The organism is Streptomyces sp. NPDC007856 (assembly GCF_042868225.1).
Lineage (GTDB): Bacteria > Actinomycetota > Actinomycetes > Streptomycetales > Streptomycetaceae > Streptomyces.
On sequence record NZ_JBIAEC010000003.1, the window covers coordinates 278,748 to 297,623 of the forward strand.

Genomic DNA, 18,876 nt, shown 5'->3' on the forward strand with positions numbered 1-18,876 from the left:
CACCCCTTTACGTTCCCCCGCATCTGGACGTCCGGACCGGAAAACCCACCCTATACGCCTGACCTGCGACTAAGCACCGGACCAGAGGTCGCGGTCTCCTCGGCGTGAGCAACAGATGGCAGGATCCGGACCCGGTGGTGGAACCGTCACACACCGTCCGGACAGGCCACGGCCCCGTGCTCGGACGGAGAGCCCCTGATGCCGAAGGATCTCGGCCAATTTCCATCGAACACCTCTGCCCGTCCGCTACCGGTCCCCACGAGGGGAGGGACCGGTACCGGACGGGCAGAGGGGTGTGGTCCGGGAGCGGGGGGATGTTTCACGTGAAACACCGCCCACGCCGCCGCTTCAGCCGGTTGTCGTGTTCACCTTGAGCCATCCGGCCGCGCGGGCCATGACCACGGCGTGGCGTTCGGCCTCCTCGGCTGAGGCGTTCAGGGCCGCATCCCGCCCCAGCGCACCGCCACCGGCCGCGAGAGCGGCGGCCTGGGACGCCGCCAGCGCCGCACGCAATGCTGCGGCGGACGCGGTGGCTGACGGCATGACTGACCTTGTGACGTCGGCGTCGTCCCGTGTCGCGGCCACCTGGGCGGCCAGCGCTGCGGTGGCGGCGGCGTTGCGGGCACAGCGGGCGTCCGCAGCGGGGTCAGGGGCGGCCATGGTGAGCGCGGCGAGCGACTCGGCCGACAGCCGCAGCGCGTTGGCGGCCCGGCCGACGGGACCTGTCGGGACGACCTCGGCCGCGTCCTGGCCGACACCGGCGTACCGGCACGCGGCGACGGCACGGTCGTAGGCGCTCTGCGCACGCGCCCCGTGGAGCCTGCGCAGCGCCTCGGCCTCCTCCGTGGCCGCTGCGGCCGCCGCTTCTTCCCGTCCGCTCATCCTCGGCCTCCCTCGTCCGGGACGACACCGCACCACACCCCTGGTCCTGGGTGCGGGCAGGGTGCCACGTCGGCCTCCAAGAGGCCAGAAGCACGCGGCCGAGAGTCCGGAGGGCGCTGGATATCTGATTAACCGTCAGATACGGTGTCGGCGGCTGTTCCCGATGGTGAGCGACCGGTTCCCGAAGGGGTGAGTGTCATGCACAAACGTCCCCCGTGTCCGCGACCGCCCGGTGCTCCGCGCTGGGTCGCGATGTTCCATCAGCCCTCCCGGAACTCCTGGACGGTGGGCGCCGAGTCCCCCGACCGGGCGCCCGTGCTGTACGCCGTCGGAGACATGACCCAGACCGTGCGGGCGCGCGGCGAGGAGGTGACGGTCGCGCTGTGGGGGCCCAAGGACGGCGCCTGGCATCTCTTCGACGCCGCGGCAGGCGAGGCGTCCGCTCCCGCCCGGGCCACCTCGGCCGGCCCGGCCGCCGCGCAGGGCGCCGGTGAACCGGCCAAGCTCGCGGAACGCATGACGGACCGCCGGCACCAGGTGCTCATGGCCGGCCTGAGCAGGGCGGGCCTGTACGACCTGAGCGCCGAGGACGGCGAGGCGGTGCGGACGATGGCCGACCTGCTCGACGAAGCCACGGTCCGCCGGGTGGCCCACTGGCTCTCGGTGGCGGGCCGGGAGGGCTAGCGCCGACCGGGCCGAAACGCGATCATCAGCGTCGACAGGGCCGGTTCAGCGGGCGGTTCGCCGGGCAATGACGTCCAGGAAGCCACCGTCCAGGGCTGGAGGATGCATGAAGGTCTCCGTCGACCGCTCCCTGTGCTACGGCTCTGCCGAGTGCGCGCACCGGGCGCCGGCCGTGTTCGCGTTCGAGGACGGCTACGGCGTCGTACGGCCCGGCAGGGGGGAGTCCGGCGACGACCCGCAGGTTCAGGAGGCGGCCGAGAAGTGCCCCTCGCAGGCGATCGCGATCACGGACCAGGGGCCCCGGTGAGCACTCCTGGAGCGGCTCAGGCGGTGGACGACGTGCCGGCCGGCCCGGCCGGGTAGGACCACCCGAGGTCGGCCAGTGCGCGCGCCCGGGCCTCGGCGACCGCCATCCGGGCCGTGCGCTCGACAGGGTCGACGTGGGACACCTGGCCCGTGACCTGGCCCTCCCACTTGCGGTACAGCAGGCCGACCTCCGCCGAGAACCAGCCACGGCTCACCGCGTCCAGCGCCAGCAGCAGGCCCGTGTCCTCGGACGCCGGCAGGGCCATCCAGCCGCCGAGCGCGATGAGCAGCTCACGCCGGACGCACAGGGTGGCCGGATGGACCGGTGCGCGGAAGTCGTGCCGCTTCCAGTGATCGAGCACGGCACCGCGTTCGAGCGGGCCGTCGTCCGGGTTGCCGGGGAAGCCCACCGTCGAGCCGTCCGGCAGCAGGTCCAGAGCCTGGGACGTCGTCCAGCCGACGCTGTGGTGCGCCTCCAGCACGGCCACATCGCGGGCCAGCGCGCCGGGCGCCAGTCGGTCGTCGGCGTCCAGCACCTTCACATACGCGCCCCCGGCGCGCGCCAGTGCGATCGTGCGGGCGACTCCGGGCCCGCCCGGCCGGCCCTGGCCGAAGCTCACGCGGGTGTCGACCGGGACATGGGGGTGGACCTCGTCCGTCGTACCGTCCTGCTGGATCACCCACTCCCACTCCCAGCCACCGGGAAGCCGCTGCTCGCACAGGGACGCGTAGGCGTCCGGCAGGAAGCGCGCGGACGGGCCGTGGACAGCGGTGACAACGGTGACGCGCCGGGTCACGGCAGCACTCACCACCTTTCCGGGGGTGTTGTCGGTCATCCTCCCAGGTCATACACCCCATACAGCTGGTAACAGCGCGAGACCCCCGGCCGAACCCGGCCGGGGGTCTTTCCGTGTCGACTGGTGCGTACGCAAGTCGCCTTGGTGTCGAGACGTTGCGGTACTGCGTGGAGGCTGGAGATCAGCAGTCGAGCGTGGACGCCGAGTGCTCCGCGGGGGTGATCGTGGTCTCCGCCTCGGTGTCGATGAGGGGACGCTGCCGGCAACGGGGGGACTTTCCGTGGGCCTCGGCCCGGATCCGCTGTTTCATCGTGGGGGGCAGGGCCCTGGTGTGGGACCAGGACCAGTGTCGTGGCGCCGGGATCGTCGGGATGGTCTTGTGCGCGGTGCCGGTGCTCGGGTTCTCGGGCCGGGGTGCGGCCGCCGCGGTCGTGGCGGTCGTGGTGGTGACGAGTCCGAGCGCCGTGCACAGCGCGAGGAATGCGGTGACGATGGCGGTCCACAGCTTCATGACCTTGTTCTGGGTCATGGCCCCTCACTTTCGGGTTGGGCGATTTGCGTACTTTGCTCATGATGTGTATGTGGGCCGCGAAGTGGTGGACCGACGCCCGCTGCACGGCGATGTTCCGATGAACACCACTCGGATGGCCGTAAGAGGGTCGGAAAACCCCAAAACCTGGTGAGAGGGAGCGAAGGTGGAGCAAAGCAACCGTCCGTGGGGGTGTGATCACCCTCCGATCGGAATGGCGCCGGACCTGGGCTATTGCGCTGCCGGAGGCGGGAGTTGGGGCCCGGCGCAGGTCACCGATCGGTATCGGTCGGTGTGTATAGTCGGGCGCCAGAGGTCCCCTACGTCAAGGAAAGACGAGGTCGCGCGGTGAAGAAGCTGCTCCTGGTCGCACTGGCCGCCATCGGCGGGCTCCTCGTGTACCGCCAGATCCAGGCGGATCGCGCCGAGCAGGATCTGTGGACGGAGGCGACTGACTCCGTGCCCACGGGTTCGTGAGTGCCGATAACAGAATCTGAAACAGGCCCCGACCGCCTTCGCGGTCGGGGCTTTGTGCTGCACGCCCTCCGCCCGTGCCGGGCGTGGCGGGCGTTTCGGACGGCTGTACGCGTTGTCCGGGTGGCGCAGGGGCTTACGGGGCAGGATGGAGCGCGGTCCGTACGACTGGGGAGGGCAGCAGGTGCGGAAGCGTACGGCGTGGTGGCGGCGGTACCGCCGGGCGGTCCCCGGTGTCCCGCGGACGGCCCTGCTGCCGCGGCTCCTGCTGCCGGGGCTGTGCGCGCTGCTCGTCCTGCCCGGCGGTACGGCGGCCGCGTACGGGAGCGGCACTGCATCCGCCCACGGGAACGCGGCCCGCGCCGAGCACGGGCCGCCGGCGTCGTACGCCTTCGCGCCCGGCGCCCGTACCGTCGCGGGCACGGCGGGCACCGCGACGGCACCACGGCTGGACCCGGGCCGCACCTACCGCAGCTCCCTCCCGAGAAACGGCCGGCTCTACTACCGGCTCGACCTCGGCGCCACCGACACGGCCTACGTCCCCGTCACCGCCGTACCCCCGGCGGACGCCACCGTCTCCGCCACCGACGGCATCAGCGTGTCGGTCCAGGACGCCACCGGCACGCCCTGCTCCTTCGCGGGCGCCCGCTTCGGCGCCGGGCTCAGCCCGCGCCCGGTCACCGCGCTGGGGCAGCGGGAGGCCGGAAGGGCGGTGTGCCAGGGCAGGGGGACGTACTACGTGGTCGTCCGGCGCCTCGACGCCCAGGGCTCCGGTACGGCCGCCCCCACGCAGCGCTGGGACCTGGAGATCGCGCCCGTCACGGAACCGCGTACGGCGCGGGCCGGGGCCACCACGCCGCCGCAGGCCTGGGACTCCGCCACGCCCGAGCCGCTCACCGGTGAGCCCCGCGACCGCACCGGCGGCGCCGGTTTCGCCTCCGCGAGCCCACTGGGCCAAGGGGTCTGGCGGACATCCCTCGTGCCCGGCGAGACGCGGTTCTACAGGGTGCCGGTCGACTGGGGCCGACAGCTCCACGCCTCCGCCGAACTGGCCGGCGCCACCGGGCACGGCTATGTCGGCGGCGCCCTGAACCTCTCCCTCTACAACCCCGTCCGCGGCCTGGTCGAGGACACCGCCCTCGGCTACACCGGCACACAGAAGCCCGCCGTACTCGCCCCGCTCCCGCCGGTGGAGTACGCCAACCGCTACGCCGTTCCAGCCGGCGTGACCTCCGTCCGCTTCGCCGGCGACTACTACCTGGTGCTGCATCTCAGCGAGCAGATGACCGGCACGTTCGGGCGGGGGCCCTTCGGGGTGACGCTGCGGGTCCGGCTGGCCGGGCGGGCGCACGCCGGCCCGGAGTACACCGGGCGGCCCGTGCCGGGGGCGGTGTTCACGGTCACGGAGCGGGACCGGGAGGCGGCGCTCACCGGGAGCACTGGGGGCGGGGACGACCCCGTGATGTGGCTGGTCGCGATCGGCGGGATCGGCCTGGGGACAGCGCTGCTGCTGGTCCTCGCCGGGTGGACGGTGACGGCGCGGCGCGCTCGGCGGAGCCAGTGGGCTCAGCGGGCTCAGCGGGCTCAGACGCGGGTCAACGCCCAGAAGCCCACCGCGTAGCAGGCCAGGGCCAGCAACAGGATCGGGATCGCGACCCTGGCCGGCGGCCCGGGCCGCCGCTTCCGCCTGGCCCGGCGCGCCGCACGCCCTCGCACGGCCACGCCTGAGATCGGCTGAGCCGGAGAGGGAACCTGCGCGGCCTGAGCGGTGTACGCGGCGGTGGAGGCATCGACACGATGGCCCGCCATCGCGCCGGGGGCGTGGGGAGCGGGGGGTTGCGGCTGTTCGGCGTACGGGGGGTAGACGTACGAGGGGTATGGGGAGGGACTTACGACCTGCGGCGCCTGCGGCTCGGAGACCGGAGGCCCCTGGGACGGCGCCTGGGGTTCCTGAACGGAGGCCGGGAGCTCCTGGGGCGGCGGCAGACGGAAACTGCCGGTGTCCGAGAGCGAGCCGGTACCGCCACCGCCGCCCCCCGCCAGGCTCGTATCCGTGTCCTTGGTCAGGTCCAGGGCGACTCCGGAGGCCCTCCTGTGGGGGCCGTCGGGGCCGAACCCGGGCGGGAGCGGGCCGAGTTGGTCGAAGATCTCGATCAGCTCGTCGTCGGGCTCGGGCTCCGGCAGGAGTTCCGCCGCGGAGGCGAGCGCCTTGCGCGCACCCGTGGCGGTGCGGAAGCGCGCGGCCGGGTCGGGCTGGAGCAAGGTGGCCGCGACCTGCCAGAGCGGTTCCGGGATGCCCTTGGGCGGTCCAGGCGTCCCGTTCTCCGCGAAGTGCTGCACGAGCGCCTTGGTGTCAGGCTTGGCGCCTTCCAGCAGATACAGCGCGACCAGGCCCACGGCGAACAGGTCGGCGGGAAAGTCGGGTTCGGCGCCGAGCAGCTGCTCCGGGGCGAGGTAACCCGGCGTGCCGACCACGAGGTTGGTCTCCGTGAGACGGGGCTCGCCGAGCCGCATGGCGATGCCGAAGTCGGACAGCCGCAGCCGCGGCCGCCCGGTCCCGGTCGCCTCCAGGAGGAGGTTGGCGGGCTTGATGTCGCGGTGGACGACGCCCTCGGCGTGCACGGCGGCGAGACCGGACAGGAGCTGGTCGAGCAGGGTGCACACGAACGCCGGCGGCAGGGGTCCGTAGTCACCGACGAGGTGGACCAGGGAGCCGCCGGCGACCAGGTCCATGGTGAAGAGCACCTTGTCGTCGTCGGCGGCCCAGCTGGCCGGGGCGAGGACATGGGGATGGTCGATCCGCAGGGCCTGCTCCCGGACGAAGCGCAGCAGGGAGTGGGCGTCACGCTGCTGGAGCACCTTGGCGGCCACATAGCGCCTTCGGCGGTGGTCCCAGGCACGCCATACGGCGCCCACGCCCCCGCGTCCGATCGGGTCGGCCAGCTCGTACCGGCCGGCGAACACCTCACCCATGGCAGCCCATCGCTCCTCCCCCGGAACCCGCGCCGGTCACCCTGCCCCTTTGTTTCCCCGCTCCCCCTCGGTTCCCCCTGATCCCCCCCCCGTGATGAGTGATACAGCCCCCGTGATGAGTGATACGACCCCTCTCCGCGTTCGAGAACCGGTCCACCCCCATGGACCGCCCCTCGCGCCCGGTCGCCCGGACTGTCACCGGACTGTGCCCCGGCCCGGCCCCCGGACCCCCTCCGTGGACCGGGCCGTGGGTCCTAGTTCTGGTGGGACTGATAGTGCGCGACGGCGTCGGAGGTGCGGCCGGCGCCGTAGACGCGCAGGAACTCCGCCAGCTCGGGATGCGCCGGCGCGAGGCTGTCCGCGGCGTCGATGATGTCGCCCGCGGCGGCCACCGAGCGCAGCAGCGACTGGATCTCGCGGACCACCCGCTTGACCGTCGGTGCCCCGGAACCACTCGTGGTCTGGGTGGTGTTGTTGAGCACGGAGCCCCCCTGCGACTTCTTGATCTCGTCCATGCGCTCGGTCGCCTCGGCGGCGCTCACACTGCCGTCCGCGACCTGCGCCGCCAGCTCCTGCAGCAGCTGCACCCGCTGGACCACGGCAGGATTGCCGATCTTCGCGCGCTGGCCGCTCATCAGCTGCGAGAGCATCGGAGCGGACAGCCCCAGCACCGCGGCGAGACGGGCCTGGTTGAGCCCGAGATCATCGATGAGCTTACGGAAGAGCGCCCCCAACGGCTCCCCGTACCAGTTCCGCTGCAGCTCCCGCGCTCTCGCGGTGGCTTCCTGCTGTGCGGCGTCCATTGCGTCTCCCCATCGCTTCCCCTAAAAGACCGCGCGGTTCGCTGTAGCGAACCACGTCGAGCATCTTACGGAGCGTGGTCATTCGCGGGGACCCCCAATCTTTTTGCGGGAAACCGGGGGTGACCCGGTACTCTGGTCTGCGGCGCCCGCCGGAACGCGGTTCCTCCGGCCGGCCGCTGCATCCCGGGGCCTTAGCTCAGTTGGTAGAGCGCCGTCTTTGCATGGCGGATGTCAGGGGTTCGACTCCCCTAGGCTCCACCCCAAAAAATGCCTCCCGACCTGCGGAAACACAGGTCGGGAGGCATTTTTTTCGCCGACAGGCCGCGCCGTGGGACGGGCCGTGGGCAAGCGAGCGTCAACTCGACTGTCCCACGGCCCGCTTGACGACCGACGTCATGCGATCGTTTCCGGTGCTACTGCTCGTCGTCCTCGTTCGAGGCATCCTCCTCGGCCTGCTTCGCCTGCACCTCGGGGTCCAGGGCCGAGGTACCGCTGCCGTCCACCGAACTGATCCGGCCGCCCGACTCCGGTACCTCCGTCGCGGCCGGCGGTTCGACCAGCCAGTCGGGGTTGGCCTGCTTGTCCCACCACTTCCAGGCGGCGAAGGCACCACCGGCCAGCACGGCCAGCAGCGCCAGCGCCTTCACGCTCCGGCCGGCCCTGGACCGGCGCTCGTGCCGACGGACCAGCTTCTGGATCTCCTCCGCCGAGACTTGACCGCGCAGGGCGGCCAGGGCGGCTGCGCCACGCGCGGCGGCCTCCTCACGGACCGGAGCCGTCGCGGCCACGGCCTGCTCGATCCTCGGACGCGAGTACTCGGCGGCCTGCCGGGCGGCCTTGCGGGCGCGGACGGCGGCCTCCTGAGCCGCCAGATCCACCTTCGGCGGCACATGCGCACGAGCCTGCTCCAGACGCGGGGCGAGCCGGGCGTCGTACTGCACGCGGGCCTGTTCGGCTGCCTGGGACACCACGGGCGCCAGCCGTACGCGTGCCTCCTGCGCGTAGAGCGCGGCACGCTCCCTGGCTGTGTCCGCGTAGGGCGCCACCACTTCCGCGGCGTGCAGCACGCTGTCCTTCGCCGAGCCGGTCGCGGCGCGCACGCTGTCGATGCGGGTCACGGGTTCCTCCTCCTCGGTGGCGTACGGTATTTCGACTTTCCACCCTTTTAAGGATCATGCCTGCCGATGGTCCGCGCGGCATGCGAGGGCGGGCATATGGGTGCTGATTGCTCCCTTCGGAGCCATTCCCGGTAATTCCCGGGCAACCCGATCCTGCGGTCGACACTGCCACGAATCGGCGCCGCGCGCTGCCTTCCGGGCGGAACTCGTGGCTGCCGGGCGACGTACGGGCCCGGCCGTGCGAGGATCGGGGAGTCACAGAAAGACAACGGAAGGCAGATCGTGGCTGAGCAGCTTTACGCCACCCTGAAGACCAACCACGGCGACATCGTGGTCCAGCTTTTCCCGAACCACGCGCCGGAAACGGTCAAGAACTTCGTCGAGCTGGCCCAGGGCGAGCGCGAGTGGACCCACCCCGGCACGGGTGAGAAGAGCAGGACGCCGCTCTACAACGGCACGATCTTCCACCGTGTCATCAGCGGCTTCATGATCCAGGGCGGCGACCCGCTGGGCAGCGGCATCGGCGGCCCCGGCTACAAGTTCGGGGACGAGTTCCACCCGGACCTGTCCTTCAACAAGCCGTACCTGCTGGCCATGGCCAACGCCGGCCCGGGCACCAACGGCTCGCAGTTCTTCATCACCGTCGCCCCGACGACGTGGCTGAACCGCAAGCACACCATCTTCGGCGAGGTCACCGACCCGGCCAGCCAGAAGGTCATCGACGCCATCGCCGCCGTCCCCACCGGCCGCAACGACCGCCCGGTCAAGGACGTCGTCATCGAGTCGGTCGTCGTCGAGAAGCGCGAGGGCTGAGCCCACCGCCAGAGGGAACAAAACGCCCCGCTCGTCCGTAACAAGGATGAGCGGGGCGGGGCATTGCCGGGGTGCAGTCCCATGACCGACAAGGGGAACCGATGGACCACGCCGAAGGCAGTACGCAGGACGCCGCCCACCGCGTACCCGTGTGCTACCGGCACCCGGACCGCGAGACCGGTGTGCGCTGCACCCGCTGCGAGCGCCCCATCTGCCCCGAGTGCATGGTCAGCGCCTCGGTAGGGTTCCAGTGCCCCGAGTGCGTGCGCGGCGGAAGCGGCACCGGACACACGCCGACGGCGTCCCGGCCCCGCACGATCGCCGGCGGCTCGGTCACAGCCGACCCACGGCTGCTCACCAAGGTGCTGATCGGCATCAACCTCGCCGTGTTCCTGGCGCAGATCGCCCTGGGCAACACCCTCACCGACCGGTTCGAGCTGATCGGCCGGGCCCAGTTCTCCCTGTTCGGACCGCTCGAAGGCGTCGCCGAGGGGCAGTACTACCGCCTGCTGACCTCGATGTTCCTGCACGGCGGCTACGCCCACATCCTCTTCAACATGCTCAGCCTCTGGTGGATCGGCGGCCCCCTGGAAGCGGCCCTGGGCCGCGCCCGCTATGCCGCGCTGTACTTCGTCTCGGGCCTGGCGGGCAGCGCGCTCACCTACCTGCTCGCCGACCCAACCCAGCAGTCCCTCGGCGCCTCCGGAGCGATCTTCGGCCTCTTCGGCGCGACCGGCGTGCTGATGCGCCGGCTCAACTACGACTTGCGCCCGCTCGTCGCTCTGCTGGTGATCAACCTGATCATCACCTTCACCCCGGCCATGCACATCGCCTGGGAGGCCCACATCGGCGGTCTCGTCGCCGGTGTCGCCGTCGGCTACGCGATGGTCCACGCGCCGCGCGAGAAGCGGACGCTGGTCCAGTACGGCACCTGTGCGGTCGTACTCGCCGTCGTGGTGGTCCTCACGCTGGTCAGGACCGCTCAGCTCACCTGATACCGAACCGTTGTCCACAGGCTGTGCCGGATCTTGTGCACCGTGTGCGGGCACAGCTGTGCCCCCTGTCGCTCGGATGTGTTTCCGCAGGTCGGGCAGGGGGCCAACAGGTGTATGAGGGGTGGTGCGCCAGTCATACCGGCGTCAACGCCCGATGGGTTATCCACAGATCGTCGTTCTTTTCCCCATGTGGACAACCCTGTGGATAACTCGGTGGACAGCCCTGGGCAGAGCTACTTCCACTGCGTGGAGACACCGAAGCCCGCGGCGATGAAGCCGAAGCCGACCACGATGTTCCAGTTGTCCAGCGCGTCGATGGGCAGCGAGCCGTCGGTCACATAGAAGACGACGATCCAGGCCAGGCCGATGATGAACATGGCCAGCATGACAGGCGCGACCCAGCCACGGCTGTTCAGCTTGATCGCCTGGGCCTGCTTCGCCGGCGGCGGCGTGTAGTCGGCCTTCTTGCGGATACGTGACTTCGGCACGAGGGTCTCTCCTGTCGATGCGCTGCGTGGCCGCGCAGGTAACCGGTTCGGGGCTCGGGGCAGCGTACAAGTGGTCGGCATGACGACTGTGTGTGCTCCCCCGGGCGTCCGTTAGCGTAGTGCTTCCGTGGCGCCGAAGGAGATAAGGGTACGTTGAGCAATTCTGCCGACTCCCCCGGGACGCAATCAACGGGCTCCGGCCCTGGCCGCCGCATGCGTGTCCGCCCCGCACGGATGCTCACGGCGGCCGTCTTCGCGCTCGCGGGACTGATCTTCTTCACCAGCTTCGACACGGCCAAGGGCACCGACATCCGCCAGGACGGCTCCCTGCTGAAGCTGTCGGACCTGATCCAGCAGCGCAGCCGCAAGAACAAGGAACTGGACGAGTCCGACGCGGCCCTGCGCGGCAGCGTAGAGTCCCTCGCCGAGAGCGACGACGGCAGCAGCAAGGCGCAGGACCGCAGGCTGAGCGGGCTGGAGAAGAGCGCCGGCACCCAGAAGCTCACCGGTCACGCCATCACCGTCACCCTGAACGACGCCCCGCCCAACGCCACTGCCAAGCTCCCCGGCTATCCCGAGCCGCAGCCCGACTATCTGGTCATCCACCAGCAGGATCTGCAGGCCGTGGTGAACGCGCTGTGGCAGGGCGGCGCCCAGGGCATCAAGGTCATGGACCAGCGGCTGATCTCCACCAGTGCAGTGCGCTGTGTCGGCAACACGCTGATCCTCCAGGGCCGGGTCTACTCACCGCCGTACAAGATCACGGCGGTCGGAGATCCGGACAAGCTGCAGCAGGCCCTCGCGGCGAGCAAGGCGATCCAGACCTACATGGTGTACGTCAATGTCTACGGCCTCGGCTGGAAAGTCACCGACGACGGGACGGTGACTCTTCCCGGCTACTCGGGCACAGTGGATCTGCACTACGCGAAGCCCGTGCAGTAGCCGGCAGCAGCCCTTGGCCGGCCGTCCGCCAGCCGTCCGTCAACGGAGGCGCCGGTGCGCGTGATCGTCCGGACCGTCAGCGAGCTGTGCATCACCGTCGGCAGCCTGACCGTGCTCTTCGTCGCCTATGTGCTGTTCTGGACGGGTGTGCGGGCCGACAGTGCCATGAATGACCAGATCGACCAGCTGCACCGGCAGTGGTCGCAGGGAAGCATGCGGCCGCCGGCCCCGGGCAAGAAGGCGGCCGCCGCGGGCGAGCAGACGGTCGCCGTGACGAAACCGGCGCCGTACCACTACGGCAAGGCCTTCGCGATCATGTACATCCCGCGGCTCGGTTTCACGTGGAACAAGCCGGTCCTGGAGGGCACCGGCCGGGACGTGCTGGCGAAGGGACTCGCCCACTACGCGGGCACCGCCCAGCTCGGCCAGGAGGGGAACTTCGCGGTGGCCGGTCACCGGCGCACGTACGGCGACCCGTTCAAGGAATTCCCCGAGCTGCGGCCCGGGGACGCGGTCGTCCTCACGGACGGGACGACCTGGTTCACGTATCGGATCGACAAAGGGCCCTACAAAACCGTGCCGACGGACGTTGAGGTCATCGACCCTGTGCCACGTAAGTCCGGGTATACGCGTCCGGGCAGGTATCTGACGCTGACCACCTGCGATCCGGAATGGGGGCACAGTCACCGGCTGATCGTCTGGGCGCACCTGGACGCCACACAGTCCGTGGAGGCAGGCGAACCGAAGGCTCTGCGCCGTTAGTCTGGTGGCGTACGGCGTGAGTCAGGTGCCGTGGGGATACGGAAGGAACGGCATGTACGGCTGGATCTGGCGGAATCTGCCGGGGAACGCGTGGGTGAAGGCGTTCATCTCACTCCTACTGATCCTGGCCGTGGTCTACATCCTCTTCCAGTACGTCTTTCCGTGGGCCGAACCGCTGATGCCCTTCAACGATGTGACGGTGGACAACCAGTGAGTGCGCGGATTCTCGTCGTCGACAACTACGACAGCTTCGTCTTCAACCTCGTCCAGTACCTGTATCAGCTGGGTGCCGAGTGCGAGGTGCTACGCAACGACGAGGTGTCGACGGCGCATGCCCAGGACGGGTTCGACGGGGTGCTGCTCTCGCCCGGACCGGGGACGCCCGAGGAGGCCGGGGTGTGCGTGGACATGGTCCGCCACTGTGCGGCCACCGGTGTGCCGGTCTTCGGGGTGTGCCTCGGCATGCAGTCGATGCAGGTGGCGTACGGCGGTGTGGTGGACCGGGCGCCGGAGCTGCTGCACGGCAAGACCTCGCTGGTGGAGCACGAGGGCAAGGGTGTCTTCGCGGGCCTGCCCTCGCCCTTCACGGCGACCCGTTACCACTCCCTGGCCGCCGAGCCGGCGACGGTACCGGCCGAGCTGGAGGTGACCGCCCGCACCCACGACGGCATCATCATGGGCCTGAGGCACCGTGAACTCCCGGTCGAGGGCGTGCAGTTCCACCCCGAGTCGGTGCTGACCGAGCACGGGCACCGGATGCTGGCCAACTGGCTGGTGGAGTGCGGCGACCAGGGCGCCGTGGCGAGGTCGACGGGGCTGGCCCCGGTGGTGGGCAGGGCCACGGCGTGACCGCGTTGCGCCCGGAGCGCGAGACCGATGCCTCGTACGGGGATCAGTCGTACGAGGCTTCCGGTGCGCTTGGGGACTGGGACGCGGCGGGTGCTGCGTACCAGGGGTCCTACGAGGGGTCGTACGACGAGCCGTACCGGCCCGTGCTGGACGACGAGACGATGGCGCTGCGGATCCCCGGTGATCTGCCGCCGGGCACGAAGAGGGAGCCCACAGGCGCCTCTGCGGCCTCTTCCGCCTCGTCTGCCACCGCACCCGCGGTCGGTGGTCGTGCGGCCCGCAGAAAGGCCGCCAAACGCCGTGGAGGCCGTGGTGGACGCCATGGCGGCGGGCGGGAAGCGGCACCCGCGGGCCGGGGGGAGCCTGCGGATCCCGGCCGGCCGTTGTCCCGGATGGAGGCGCGGCGGCAGGCGCGGCTGCGCAAGCCGGGCCCGGGCGTCATCGCGAGCCGGGCGATCGGTGAGGTGTTCATCACCACCGGTGTGCTGATGCTCCTGTTCGTCACCTATCAGCTGTGGTGGACCAATGTCCGCGCCAACGCGCAGGCGGGCAGCGAGACGCACCAGCTCCAGAACGACTGGGCGAGCGGCAAGCGCAACCCGGGGGTCTTCGCGCCGGGGCAGGGTTTCGCCATACTGCACATCCCCAAGCTGGACGTGGTGGCGCCGATCGCGGAGGGCGTCAGCACGGAGAAGGTGCTCAACAAGGGCATGGTCGGGCACTACGGCGAGCCTCCCCTGAAGACGGCGATGCCGGACGCCAAGACCGGAAACTTCGGACTGGCCGCCCACCGCAACACGCACGGCGAGCCGTTCCGGTACATCAACAAGCTCCAGCCCGGTGACGCGGTCGTGGTCGAGACGCAGGACACGTACTTCGTGTACAAGGTGACCTCGACGCTGCCGGTGACCTCGCCGGCCAACACGAGCGTGCTGGATCCCATCCCGAAGGGCTCGGGCTTCACCAAGCCCGGCCGCTACATCACCCTCACCACCTGCACGCCGGAGTTCACCAGCAAGTACCGGCTGATCGTCTGGGGCAAGATGGTCGAGGAACGCCCGCGCAGCAAGGGCAAGCCGGACGCGCTCATCGAGCAGGGCTGACGCGAGTAAGGGCAGAGGCAGAGGAAACTGTGGCAGCGACCGCCGACGACACCGAAGAACACACGGACGCGTTCGATTCGAGTCCCGCCCGGCGGGGCCGGCGTCCGGGCCGTATAGCGACGGCGGTCAGCGTCCTCGGTGAACTCCTCATCACGGCCGGGCTGTTGCTCGCCCTGTTCGTCGTCTACTCCCTGTGGTGGACGAACGTGATAGCGGACCGCAAGGCGGAGAAGCAGGCCGAGAAGGTCCGCCAGCACTGGGCGCACGCCACGGACTCCGGTCCGGGCGCGCTGGACACCAAGGACGGCATCGGTTTCCTGCACGTTCCGGCCATGAAGAACGGCGTGGTGCTGGTCGAGAAGGGCACGGGCACGGACGTCCTCAACGACGGCGTGGCCGGCTACTACACGGACCCGGTCAAGGCCGCGCTCCCCATGACCGGCAAGGACGGCAACTTCACCCTCGCCGCCCACCGGGACGGGCACGGCGCCAAGTTCCACAACATCGACAAGCTGAAGAAGGGCGACCCGATCGTCTTCGAGACGCGGGACGACTGGTACGTCTACAAGGTCTACTCGGTCCTGCCGGAGACCTCGAAGTACAACGTCAAGGTCATCGACCAGGTCCCGAAGGAGTCCGGCAAGAAGAGGCCGGGCCACTACATCACACTGACGACATGCACGCCGGTGTACACCTCGGAATACCGGTACGTGGTGTGGGGCGAACTGGTCCGGGTGGAGAAGGTGAACAGCGAGCGGACGCCACCGAAGGAACTGCGGGGCTGACAGAGGGCTCCCTAGGAGACCTGTCCTCTAGCATGGCGAAGGCCCGAAGCCGCAATCTTCCCTTGCGGCTTCGGGCCTTTGAAGTGTGCCTGGACCGCCGTTACTCCAGGACGGCCAACGTGGTCCCAGCGCTCCACGTCTCCAGGAGCCCACGAGGTACGGCGGTGATGCCGCTCTGGCCGGCGATGTTCAGGGCGTCACGGGTGAAGGGGCACGTCGCCACGAACAGAGCCACGTCGGAGCCGTGCAGCACCTTGGCGGCTCCGATGAACTTCCGGATCTCGGGACTGGTGATGGAGATGTGGGGTGCGAAGCGCTTGCACTGGGCGGCCAGGCTTCGTCCGTCGCTTGTGAGCGCGGTGATGTCGACGCCTCCGTCGTGACTGCCGCCCCGCACGACGACCTTGGTGCAGCCGTCGCGACGCAGGAGTTCCGCGATGTGCTCCTCGAATTCACGTCCGTTCATGGCGTCCATGGAGGCCATCACTCCGGCGAGCGGCCGGTCTGGGCGGGGGCTTTCCAGCCGCTGCAGCCGGGCGTGATGCTGCCTGAGCCGCTCCTCGACCCGTTGGACGTCGGTGCGGAGTGAGATGAGTTCCCGCCGGTGCTCGCCTGACGTTTCGATCAGGGCGTTGAACATCGGCACGACCGTCTTGCCGAGGATGCGGGTGATGCGTTGGTCGATGCGGTCGTCGAGGGACAGCGGCGCTGCGTGGACCGGGTTTTCCACAGGCTGGGTACGGGCCAGGTACTCCATGTCGAGGAGGTACACCCGCACCTGACGTGCGACTTCGCTGTCGCGGAGCAGCATGGCGACGTTGAGGACGGCGCGCCGGGGATACAGCGCGAGTGATCGGGAGCGTGAACGGATCCCACAGACCTCCTTGAAGGAGGTCAGTTCTGTACCTGCCAAAACTCGGTACCCGCTGGCTTCCAGTTCTTCCCGATGGTCGACGACTACCGATTCGATGGCTTTGAGGCCGACCTCGAAGTACGCCGCCACCATCGCCGTCGTCACATGCATCCCGTCCGGCAGCAGCGACAGTGCCTTGACTCTGTCGAGCACGTCCGTGCGGTCCAGCACGGTGCTGCGGAGTGTCTTCGATTCCAGCAGCGCCGATTCGTTGATCACGTTCTCGATTCCCCACCCCAATCGATCAACGAGCCGTGCGATATGAAGGCACGATCGGTAGAGGCACTGCTGTGCGGTCACGGCGGATGTGAAGCTGAAGAAGGGCGATCCGATCGTCTTCGAGACGCGGGACGACTTGTACGTCTACAGGGTCTACTCGGTCCTGCCGGAGACCTCGAAGTACAACGTCAAGGTCATCGACCAGGTCCCGAAGGATCCGGAATACCGGTACGTGGTGTGGGGCGAACTGGTCCGGGTGAGAAGGTGGACAGCGAGCGGACGCCGCCGAAGGAACTGCGGGGCTGACAGAGCATATGAGTGGGCCCCTGCCGGAAAGTACCGGCAGGGGCCCACTCGGGTGTGCGGGGTGTCAGCCGTTGAAGCCGCCGAGGAGGCCGCCGTTGTCGTTGCCGCCGCCGACGTCGACGGTGGTCAGGACGATCTGGGTGTTGCTCGGGTCGGCCGGGGTGCCCGGGGTCGGGGTCTGGCTGGTGACCCGTGCCTTGTCGTCCTGGGGTCCGTTGACCTGGATCTGGTTGAAGCCCTGCTGCTGCAGGGTCTGCACGGCCTGCTTCAGGGTCTGGGTCGTGACGTTCGGCACCGGGGTCTGCTGGCTCTGCTGGAACACGCTGACGGTGAGGGCGATGGGCGTGTTCTTGTCGACCTGCTGGCCCGGCTGCGGGTTGGACGCGGTGACCTTGCCGTTGTCGTCCTGGTTGGTGGTGGGGGTGTTGTTGCAGGTCGGCACCAGGCCCAGCTGCGTCAGCTCGGCCTTCGCTTCGTCACAGGACTTGCCGATGACGTCGCCGGGGATTGTGACCTTGTCCTCGGGCTTGGCGACCGTCAGGGTGATCTTGGAACCCTTCTGGACCTCCGCGCCGAGATCGGGGTTCTGCTTGATGACCGTGCCGGCCGGCTGCGTCGAGACCTCGTCCTTGCGGACGACGTCGAACTTGTACTTGTCGCCTTCGAGCGTCGCCTTGGCGTCGTCGAAGGTCTGTCCGAGAACGTTCGGCACGGCGACCTTCGGCGCGCCCGTCGACACCGTCAGGTCGACCGTGCTGCCCTTGTCCACGTTCGTCTTGGGCTGCGGGTCCTGGTCGCAGACATTGCCCTTGGCCTGGGCGTCGCAGGGCTTCCTCGTGATCGACAGCTTCAGGTCGACGTTGTCGGCCATCTTCTTGGCCGAGTCCTCGGTCTGGCCGACGAACGTCGGCACCGCCACCTTGCCGTTGCCCGTGTTGCCGCCGCTGGCGACCCACTTGCCGATCAGGATCGCGCCGATCAGGACGAGGATGCCCGCGACCACCAGGAGGATCGTGGAGGTGTTGGACTTCTTCTGCTGCTGGCGACGGCGGCCGGACGGCTCGTCGTAGCCGTAGCCGCCGTCCGGGTTCATCGGCGGGAGCATGCTGGTCGCTCCCGCGCCGGAGTCCGGGCGCAGGGCCGTCGTCGGCTGGTCGTCCGGGTAGCCGCCGTAACCCACCGCGCCCATCGCGGCCGTCGCCGCGACCGGCTGGCCGTCCAGGCAGGCCTCGATGTCGGCGCGCATCTCGTCGGCCGACTGGTAGCGGTAGTCCGGGTCCTTGACCAGCGCCTTCAGGACGATCGCGTCCATCTCGGGCGTGATCTCGGGGTCGAAGACCGACGGGGGCTGCGGCTCCTCACGGACGTGCTGGTAGGCCACCGCGACGGGGGAGTCGCCCACGAAGGGGGGCCGTACCGTCAGCAGCTCGTACAGCAGGCAACCCGTCGAGTACAGGTCCGACCGGGCGTCGACCTGCTCGCCCTTCGCCTGTTCCGGCGACAGGTACTGGGCCGTGCCGATGACCGCGGCCGTCTGGGTCATGGTCATGCCGGCGTCGCCCATGGCGCGGGCGATGCCGAAGTCCATGACCTTGACCTGGCCGTTGCGGGTCAGCATGACGTTGGCCGGCTTGATGTCGCGGTGGACGATGCCGTTGCGGTGGGCGTACTCCAGGCCCTGGAGGATGCCGATGGTCATCTCCATCGCGCGCTCCGGCAGCAGCTTGCGGCCGCTGTGAAGAAGCTCACGCAGGGTGGAGCCGTCGACGTACTCCATCACGATGTACGGGATGGAGACCCCGTCGATGTAGTCCTCACCCGTGTCGTAGACCGCGACGATCGCGGGGTGGTTGAGCGAGGCGGCCGACTGGGCCTCCCGGCGGAACCGGGCCTGGAAGGAAGGGTCGCGTGCCAGGTCGGCGCGCAGGGTCTTCACTGCCACGGTGCGGCCCAGGCGGGTGTCATGCGCGAGGTAGACCTCCGCCATGCCACCACGGCCGAGCACCTGGCCCAGCTCGTACCGGCCGCCGAGGCGACGCGGCTCTTCCATAGCTACCTACCAGCCCTCTCCGTCGGTCTCGGCCGCACAGTGGTGTGCGGCCGGAGGCTGCCGTCCGGGCCTACCGTACCCGGCT

General features: G+C 69.6%; 21 protein-coding genes, 1 tRNA gene and 1 pseudogene. 14 read left to right on the forward strand and 9 right to left on the reverse strand.

The genetic code is table 11. The features are described from left to right. Nucleotides 1-348 precede the first annotated feature (348 nt). Nucleotides 349-882 (reverse strand): hypothetical protein, encoded by a 534-nt coding sequence (locus tag ACFYOH_RS09315; RefSeq protein ID WP_388622822.1) that lies wholly within the window; start codon nt 880-882, stop codon nt 349-351. A 252-nt stretch (nt 883-1,134) separates the two neighbouring features. Here ACFYOH_RS09315 and ACFYOH_RS09320 point away from each other — a divergent pair, with 252 nt between their 5' ends. Continuing rightward, nucleotides 1,135-1,566 (forward strand): hypothetical protein, encoded by a 432-nt coding sequence (locus ACFYOH_RS09320; RefSeq protein WP_388622825.1) that lies wholly within the window; start codon nt 1,135-1,137, stop codon nt 1,564-1,566. Between the two features lie 106 nt (nt 1,567-1,672). Further along, nucleotides 1,673-1,873, forward strand: a complete 201-nt coding sequence (locus ACFYOH_RS09325) for a ferredoxin (RefSeq protein ID WP_388622828.1) — start codon at nt 1,673-1,675, stop codon at nt 1,871-1,873. 16 nt (nt 1,874-1,889) lie between these two features. Here ACFYOH_RS09325 and ACFYOH_RS09330 read toward each other — a convergent pair whose 3' ends face one another. Beyond that, complete coding sequence (locus tag ACFYOH_RS09330) at nt 1,890-2,708, reverse strand: glycosyltransferase family 2 protein (RefSeq protein ID WP_388622831.1); 819 nt, start codon at nt 2,706-2,708, stop codon at nt 1,890-1,892. A gap of 142 nt (nt 2,709-2,850) precedes the next feature. Continuing rightward, entirely contained in the window at nt 2,851-3,198 is a 348-nt protein-coding gene (locus tag ACFYOH_RS09335) for a DUF6344 domain-containing protein (protein ID WP_388622834.1), read from the reverse strand. A gap of 348 nt (nt 3,199-3,546) precedes the next feature. Between ACFYOH_RS09335 and ACFYOH_RS09340 the strand changes: the two genes are divergently transcribed. Together ACFYOH_RS09340 and ACFYOH_RS09345 are read left to right on the forward strand one after the other, a co-directional pair. Further along, nucleotides 3,547-3,675, forward strand: coding sequence for a DLW-39 family protein (locus tag ACFYOH_RS09340; protein ID WP_003999697.1), 129 nt, complete (start codon nt 3,547-3,549; stop codon nt 3,673-3,675). Nucleotides 3,676-3,820: 145 nt separating this feature from the next. After that, nucleotides 3,821-5,293 carry a hypothetical protein gene (locus ACFYOH_RS09345; RefSeq protein WP_388622836.1) on the forward strand — a complete coding sequence of 491 codons (1,473 nt, stop codon included), beginning with the start codon at nt 3,821-3,823 and terminating at the stop codon, nt 5,291-5,293. Here the strand turns inward: ACFYOH_RS09345 and ACFYOH_RS09350 are convergent. Further along, nucleotides 5,257-6,645, reverse strand: a complete 1,389-nt coding sequence (locus ACFYOH_RS09350; protein WP_388622839.1) for a serine/threonine-protein kinase — start codon at nt 6,643-6,645, stop codon at nt 5,257-5,259. The two genes, ACFYOH_RS09345 and ACFYOH_RS09350, sit on opposite strands and share 37 nt — an antisense overlap. 254 nt (nt 6,646-6,899) lie before the next feature. Further along, nucleotides 6,900-7,448 carry a helix-turn-helix domain-containing protein gene (locus ACFYOH_RS09355; protein WP_388622841.1) on the reverse strand — a complete coding sequence of 183 codons (549 nt, stop codon included), beginning with the start codon at nt 7,446-7,448 and terminating at the stop codon, nt 6,900-6,902. Between the two features lie 185 nt (nt 7,449-7,633). Here ACFYOH_RS09355 and ACFYOH_RS09360 point away from each other — a divergent pair. Further along, nucleotides 7,634-7,706, forward strand: a tRNA-Ala gene (locus ACFYOH_RS09360). A 155-nt stretch (nt 7,707-7,861) separates the two neighbouring features. Here the strand turns inward: ACFYOH_RS09360 and ACFYOH_RS09365 are convergent. After that, nucleotides 7,862-8,566 carry a DUF5324 family protein gene (locus ACFYOH_RS09365; RefSeq protein ID WP_388622843.1) on the reverse strand — a complete coding sequence of 235 codons (705 nt, stop codon included), beginning with the start codon at nt 8,564-8,566 and terminating at the stop codon, nt 7,862-7,864. Between the two features lie 282 nt (nt 8,567-8,848). On the opposite strand from ACFYOH_RS09365, the gene ACFYOH_RS09370 reads away from it, so the two are divergent. Together ACFYOH_RS09370 and ACFYOH_RS09375 are read left to right on the forward strand one after the other, a co-directional pair. Then, entirely contained in the window at nt 8,849-9,379 is a 531-nt protein-coding gene (locus tag ACFYOH_RS09370) for a peptidylprolyl isomerase (RefSeq protein WP_388622845.1), read from the forward strand. A gap of 101 nt (nt 9,380-9,480) precedes the next feature. Then, nucleotides 9,481-10,374: a rhomboid family intramembrane serine protease gene (locus ACFYOH_RS09375; RefSeq protein WP_388622848.1), complete on the forward strand. Its 894-nt coding sequence runs from the start codon at nt 9,481-9,483 to the stop codon at nt 10,372-10,374. Nucleotides 10,375-10,607: 233 nt separating this feature from the next. Here the strand turns inward: ACFYOH_RS09375 and crgA are convergent, their stop codons facing one another. Next, nucleotides 10,608-10,862, reverse strand: a complete 255-nt coding sequence (gene crgA, locus ACFYOH_RS09380) for a cell division protein CrgA (protein WP_365720215.1) — start codon at nt 10,860-10,862, stop codon at nt 10,608-10,610. 153 nt (nt 10,863-11,015) lie between these two features. Between crgA and ACFYOH_RS09385 the strand changes: the two genes are divergently transcribed. The 6 genes from ACFYOH_RS09385 to ACFYOH_RS09410 are packed head-to-tail and all read left to right on the forward strand — an operon-like array spanning nt 11,016 to nt 15,303. Further along, nucleotides 11,016-11,804 carry a DUF881 domain-containing protein gene (locus tag ACFYOH_RS09385; protein ID WP_388622851.1) on the forward strand — a complete coding sequence of 263 codons (789 nt, stop codon included), beginning with the start codon at nt 11,016-11,018 and terminating at the stop codon, nt 11,802-11,804. A 54-nt stretch (nt 11,805-11,858) separates the two neighbouring features. After that, nucleotides 11,859-12,566, forward strand: a complete 708-nt coding sequence (locus ACFYOH_RS09390) for a class E sortase (protein WP_388622853.1) — start codon at nt 11,859-11,861, stop codon at nt 12,564-12,566. A 16-nt stretch (nt 12,567-12,582) separates the two neighbouring features. Further along, on the forward strand, nt 12,583-12,780 hold the full coding sequence (locus ACFYOH_RS09395) for a hypothetical protein (RefSeq protein ID WP_388622856.1): 198 nt from the start codon (nt 12,583-12,585) through the stop codon (nt 12,778-12,780). Continuing rightward, nucleotides 12,777-13,415 (forward strand): aminodeoxychorismate/anthranilate synthase component II, encoded by a 639-nt coding sequence (locus ACFYOH_RS09400; RefSeq protein ID WP_351601151.1) that lies wholly within the window; start codon nt 12,777-12,779, stop codon nt 13,413-13,415. The genes ACFYOH_RS09395 and ACFYOH_RS09400 overlap by 4 nt, the downstream gene beginning before the upstream one ends. After that, nucleotides 13,412-14,518 carry a class E sortase gene (locus ACFYOH_RS09405; protein ID WP_388622859.1) on the forward strand — a complete coding sequence of 369 codons (1,107 nt, stop codon included), beginning with the start codon at nt 13,412-13,414 and terminating at the stop codon, nt 14,516-14,518. The genes ACFYOH_RS09400 and ACFYOH_RS09405 overlap by 4 nt, the downstream gene beginning before the upstream one ends. 29 nt (nt 14,519-14,547) lie before the next feature. Continuing rightward, nucleotides 14,548-15,303, forward strand: a complete 756-nt coding sequence (locus ACFYOH_RS09410; RefSeq protein ID WP_388622862.1) for a class E sortase — start codon at nt 14,548-14,550, stop codon at nt 15,301-15,303. A gap of 100 nt (nt 15,304-15,403) precedes the next feature. On the opposite strand, the gene ACFYOH_RS09415 is transcribed toward ACFYOH_RS09410, so the two are convergent. Beyond that, nucleotides 15,404-16,516: a restriction endonuclease gene (locus ACFYOH_RS09415; protein ID WP_388622864.1), complete on the reverse strand. Its 1,113-nt coding sequence runs from the start codon at nt 16,514-16,516 to the stop codon at nt 15,404-15,406. Between the two features lie 10 nt (nt 16,517-16,526). Between ACFYOH_RS09415 and ACFYOH_RS09420 the strand changes: the two are divergent. Next, nucleotides 16,527-16,741, forward strand: a pseudogene (locus ACFYOH_RS09420) (class E sortase); the annotation flags it as partial. Between the two features lie 64 nt (nt 16,742-16,805). Here the strand turns inward: ACFYOH_RS09420 and pknB are convergent. Beyond that, entirely contained in the window at nt 16,806-18,791 is a 1,986-nt protein-coding gene (gene pknB / locus ACFYOH_RS09425; RefSeq protein WP_388622867.1) for a Stk1 family PASTA domain-containing Ser/Thr kinase, read from the reverse strand. Nucleotides 18,792-18,876 lie beyond the last annotated feature (85 nt).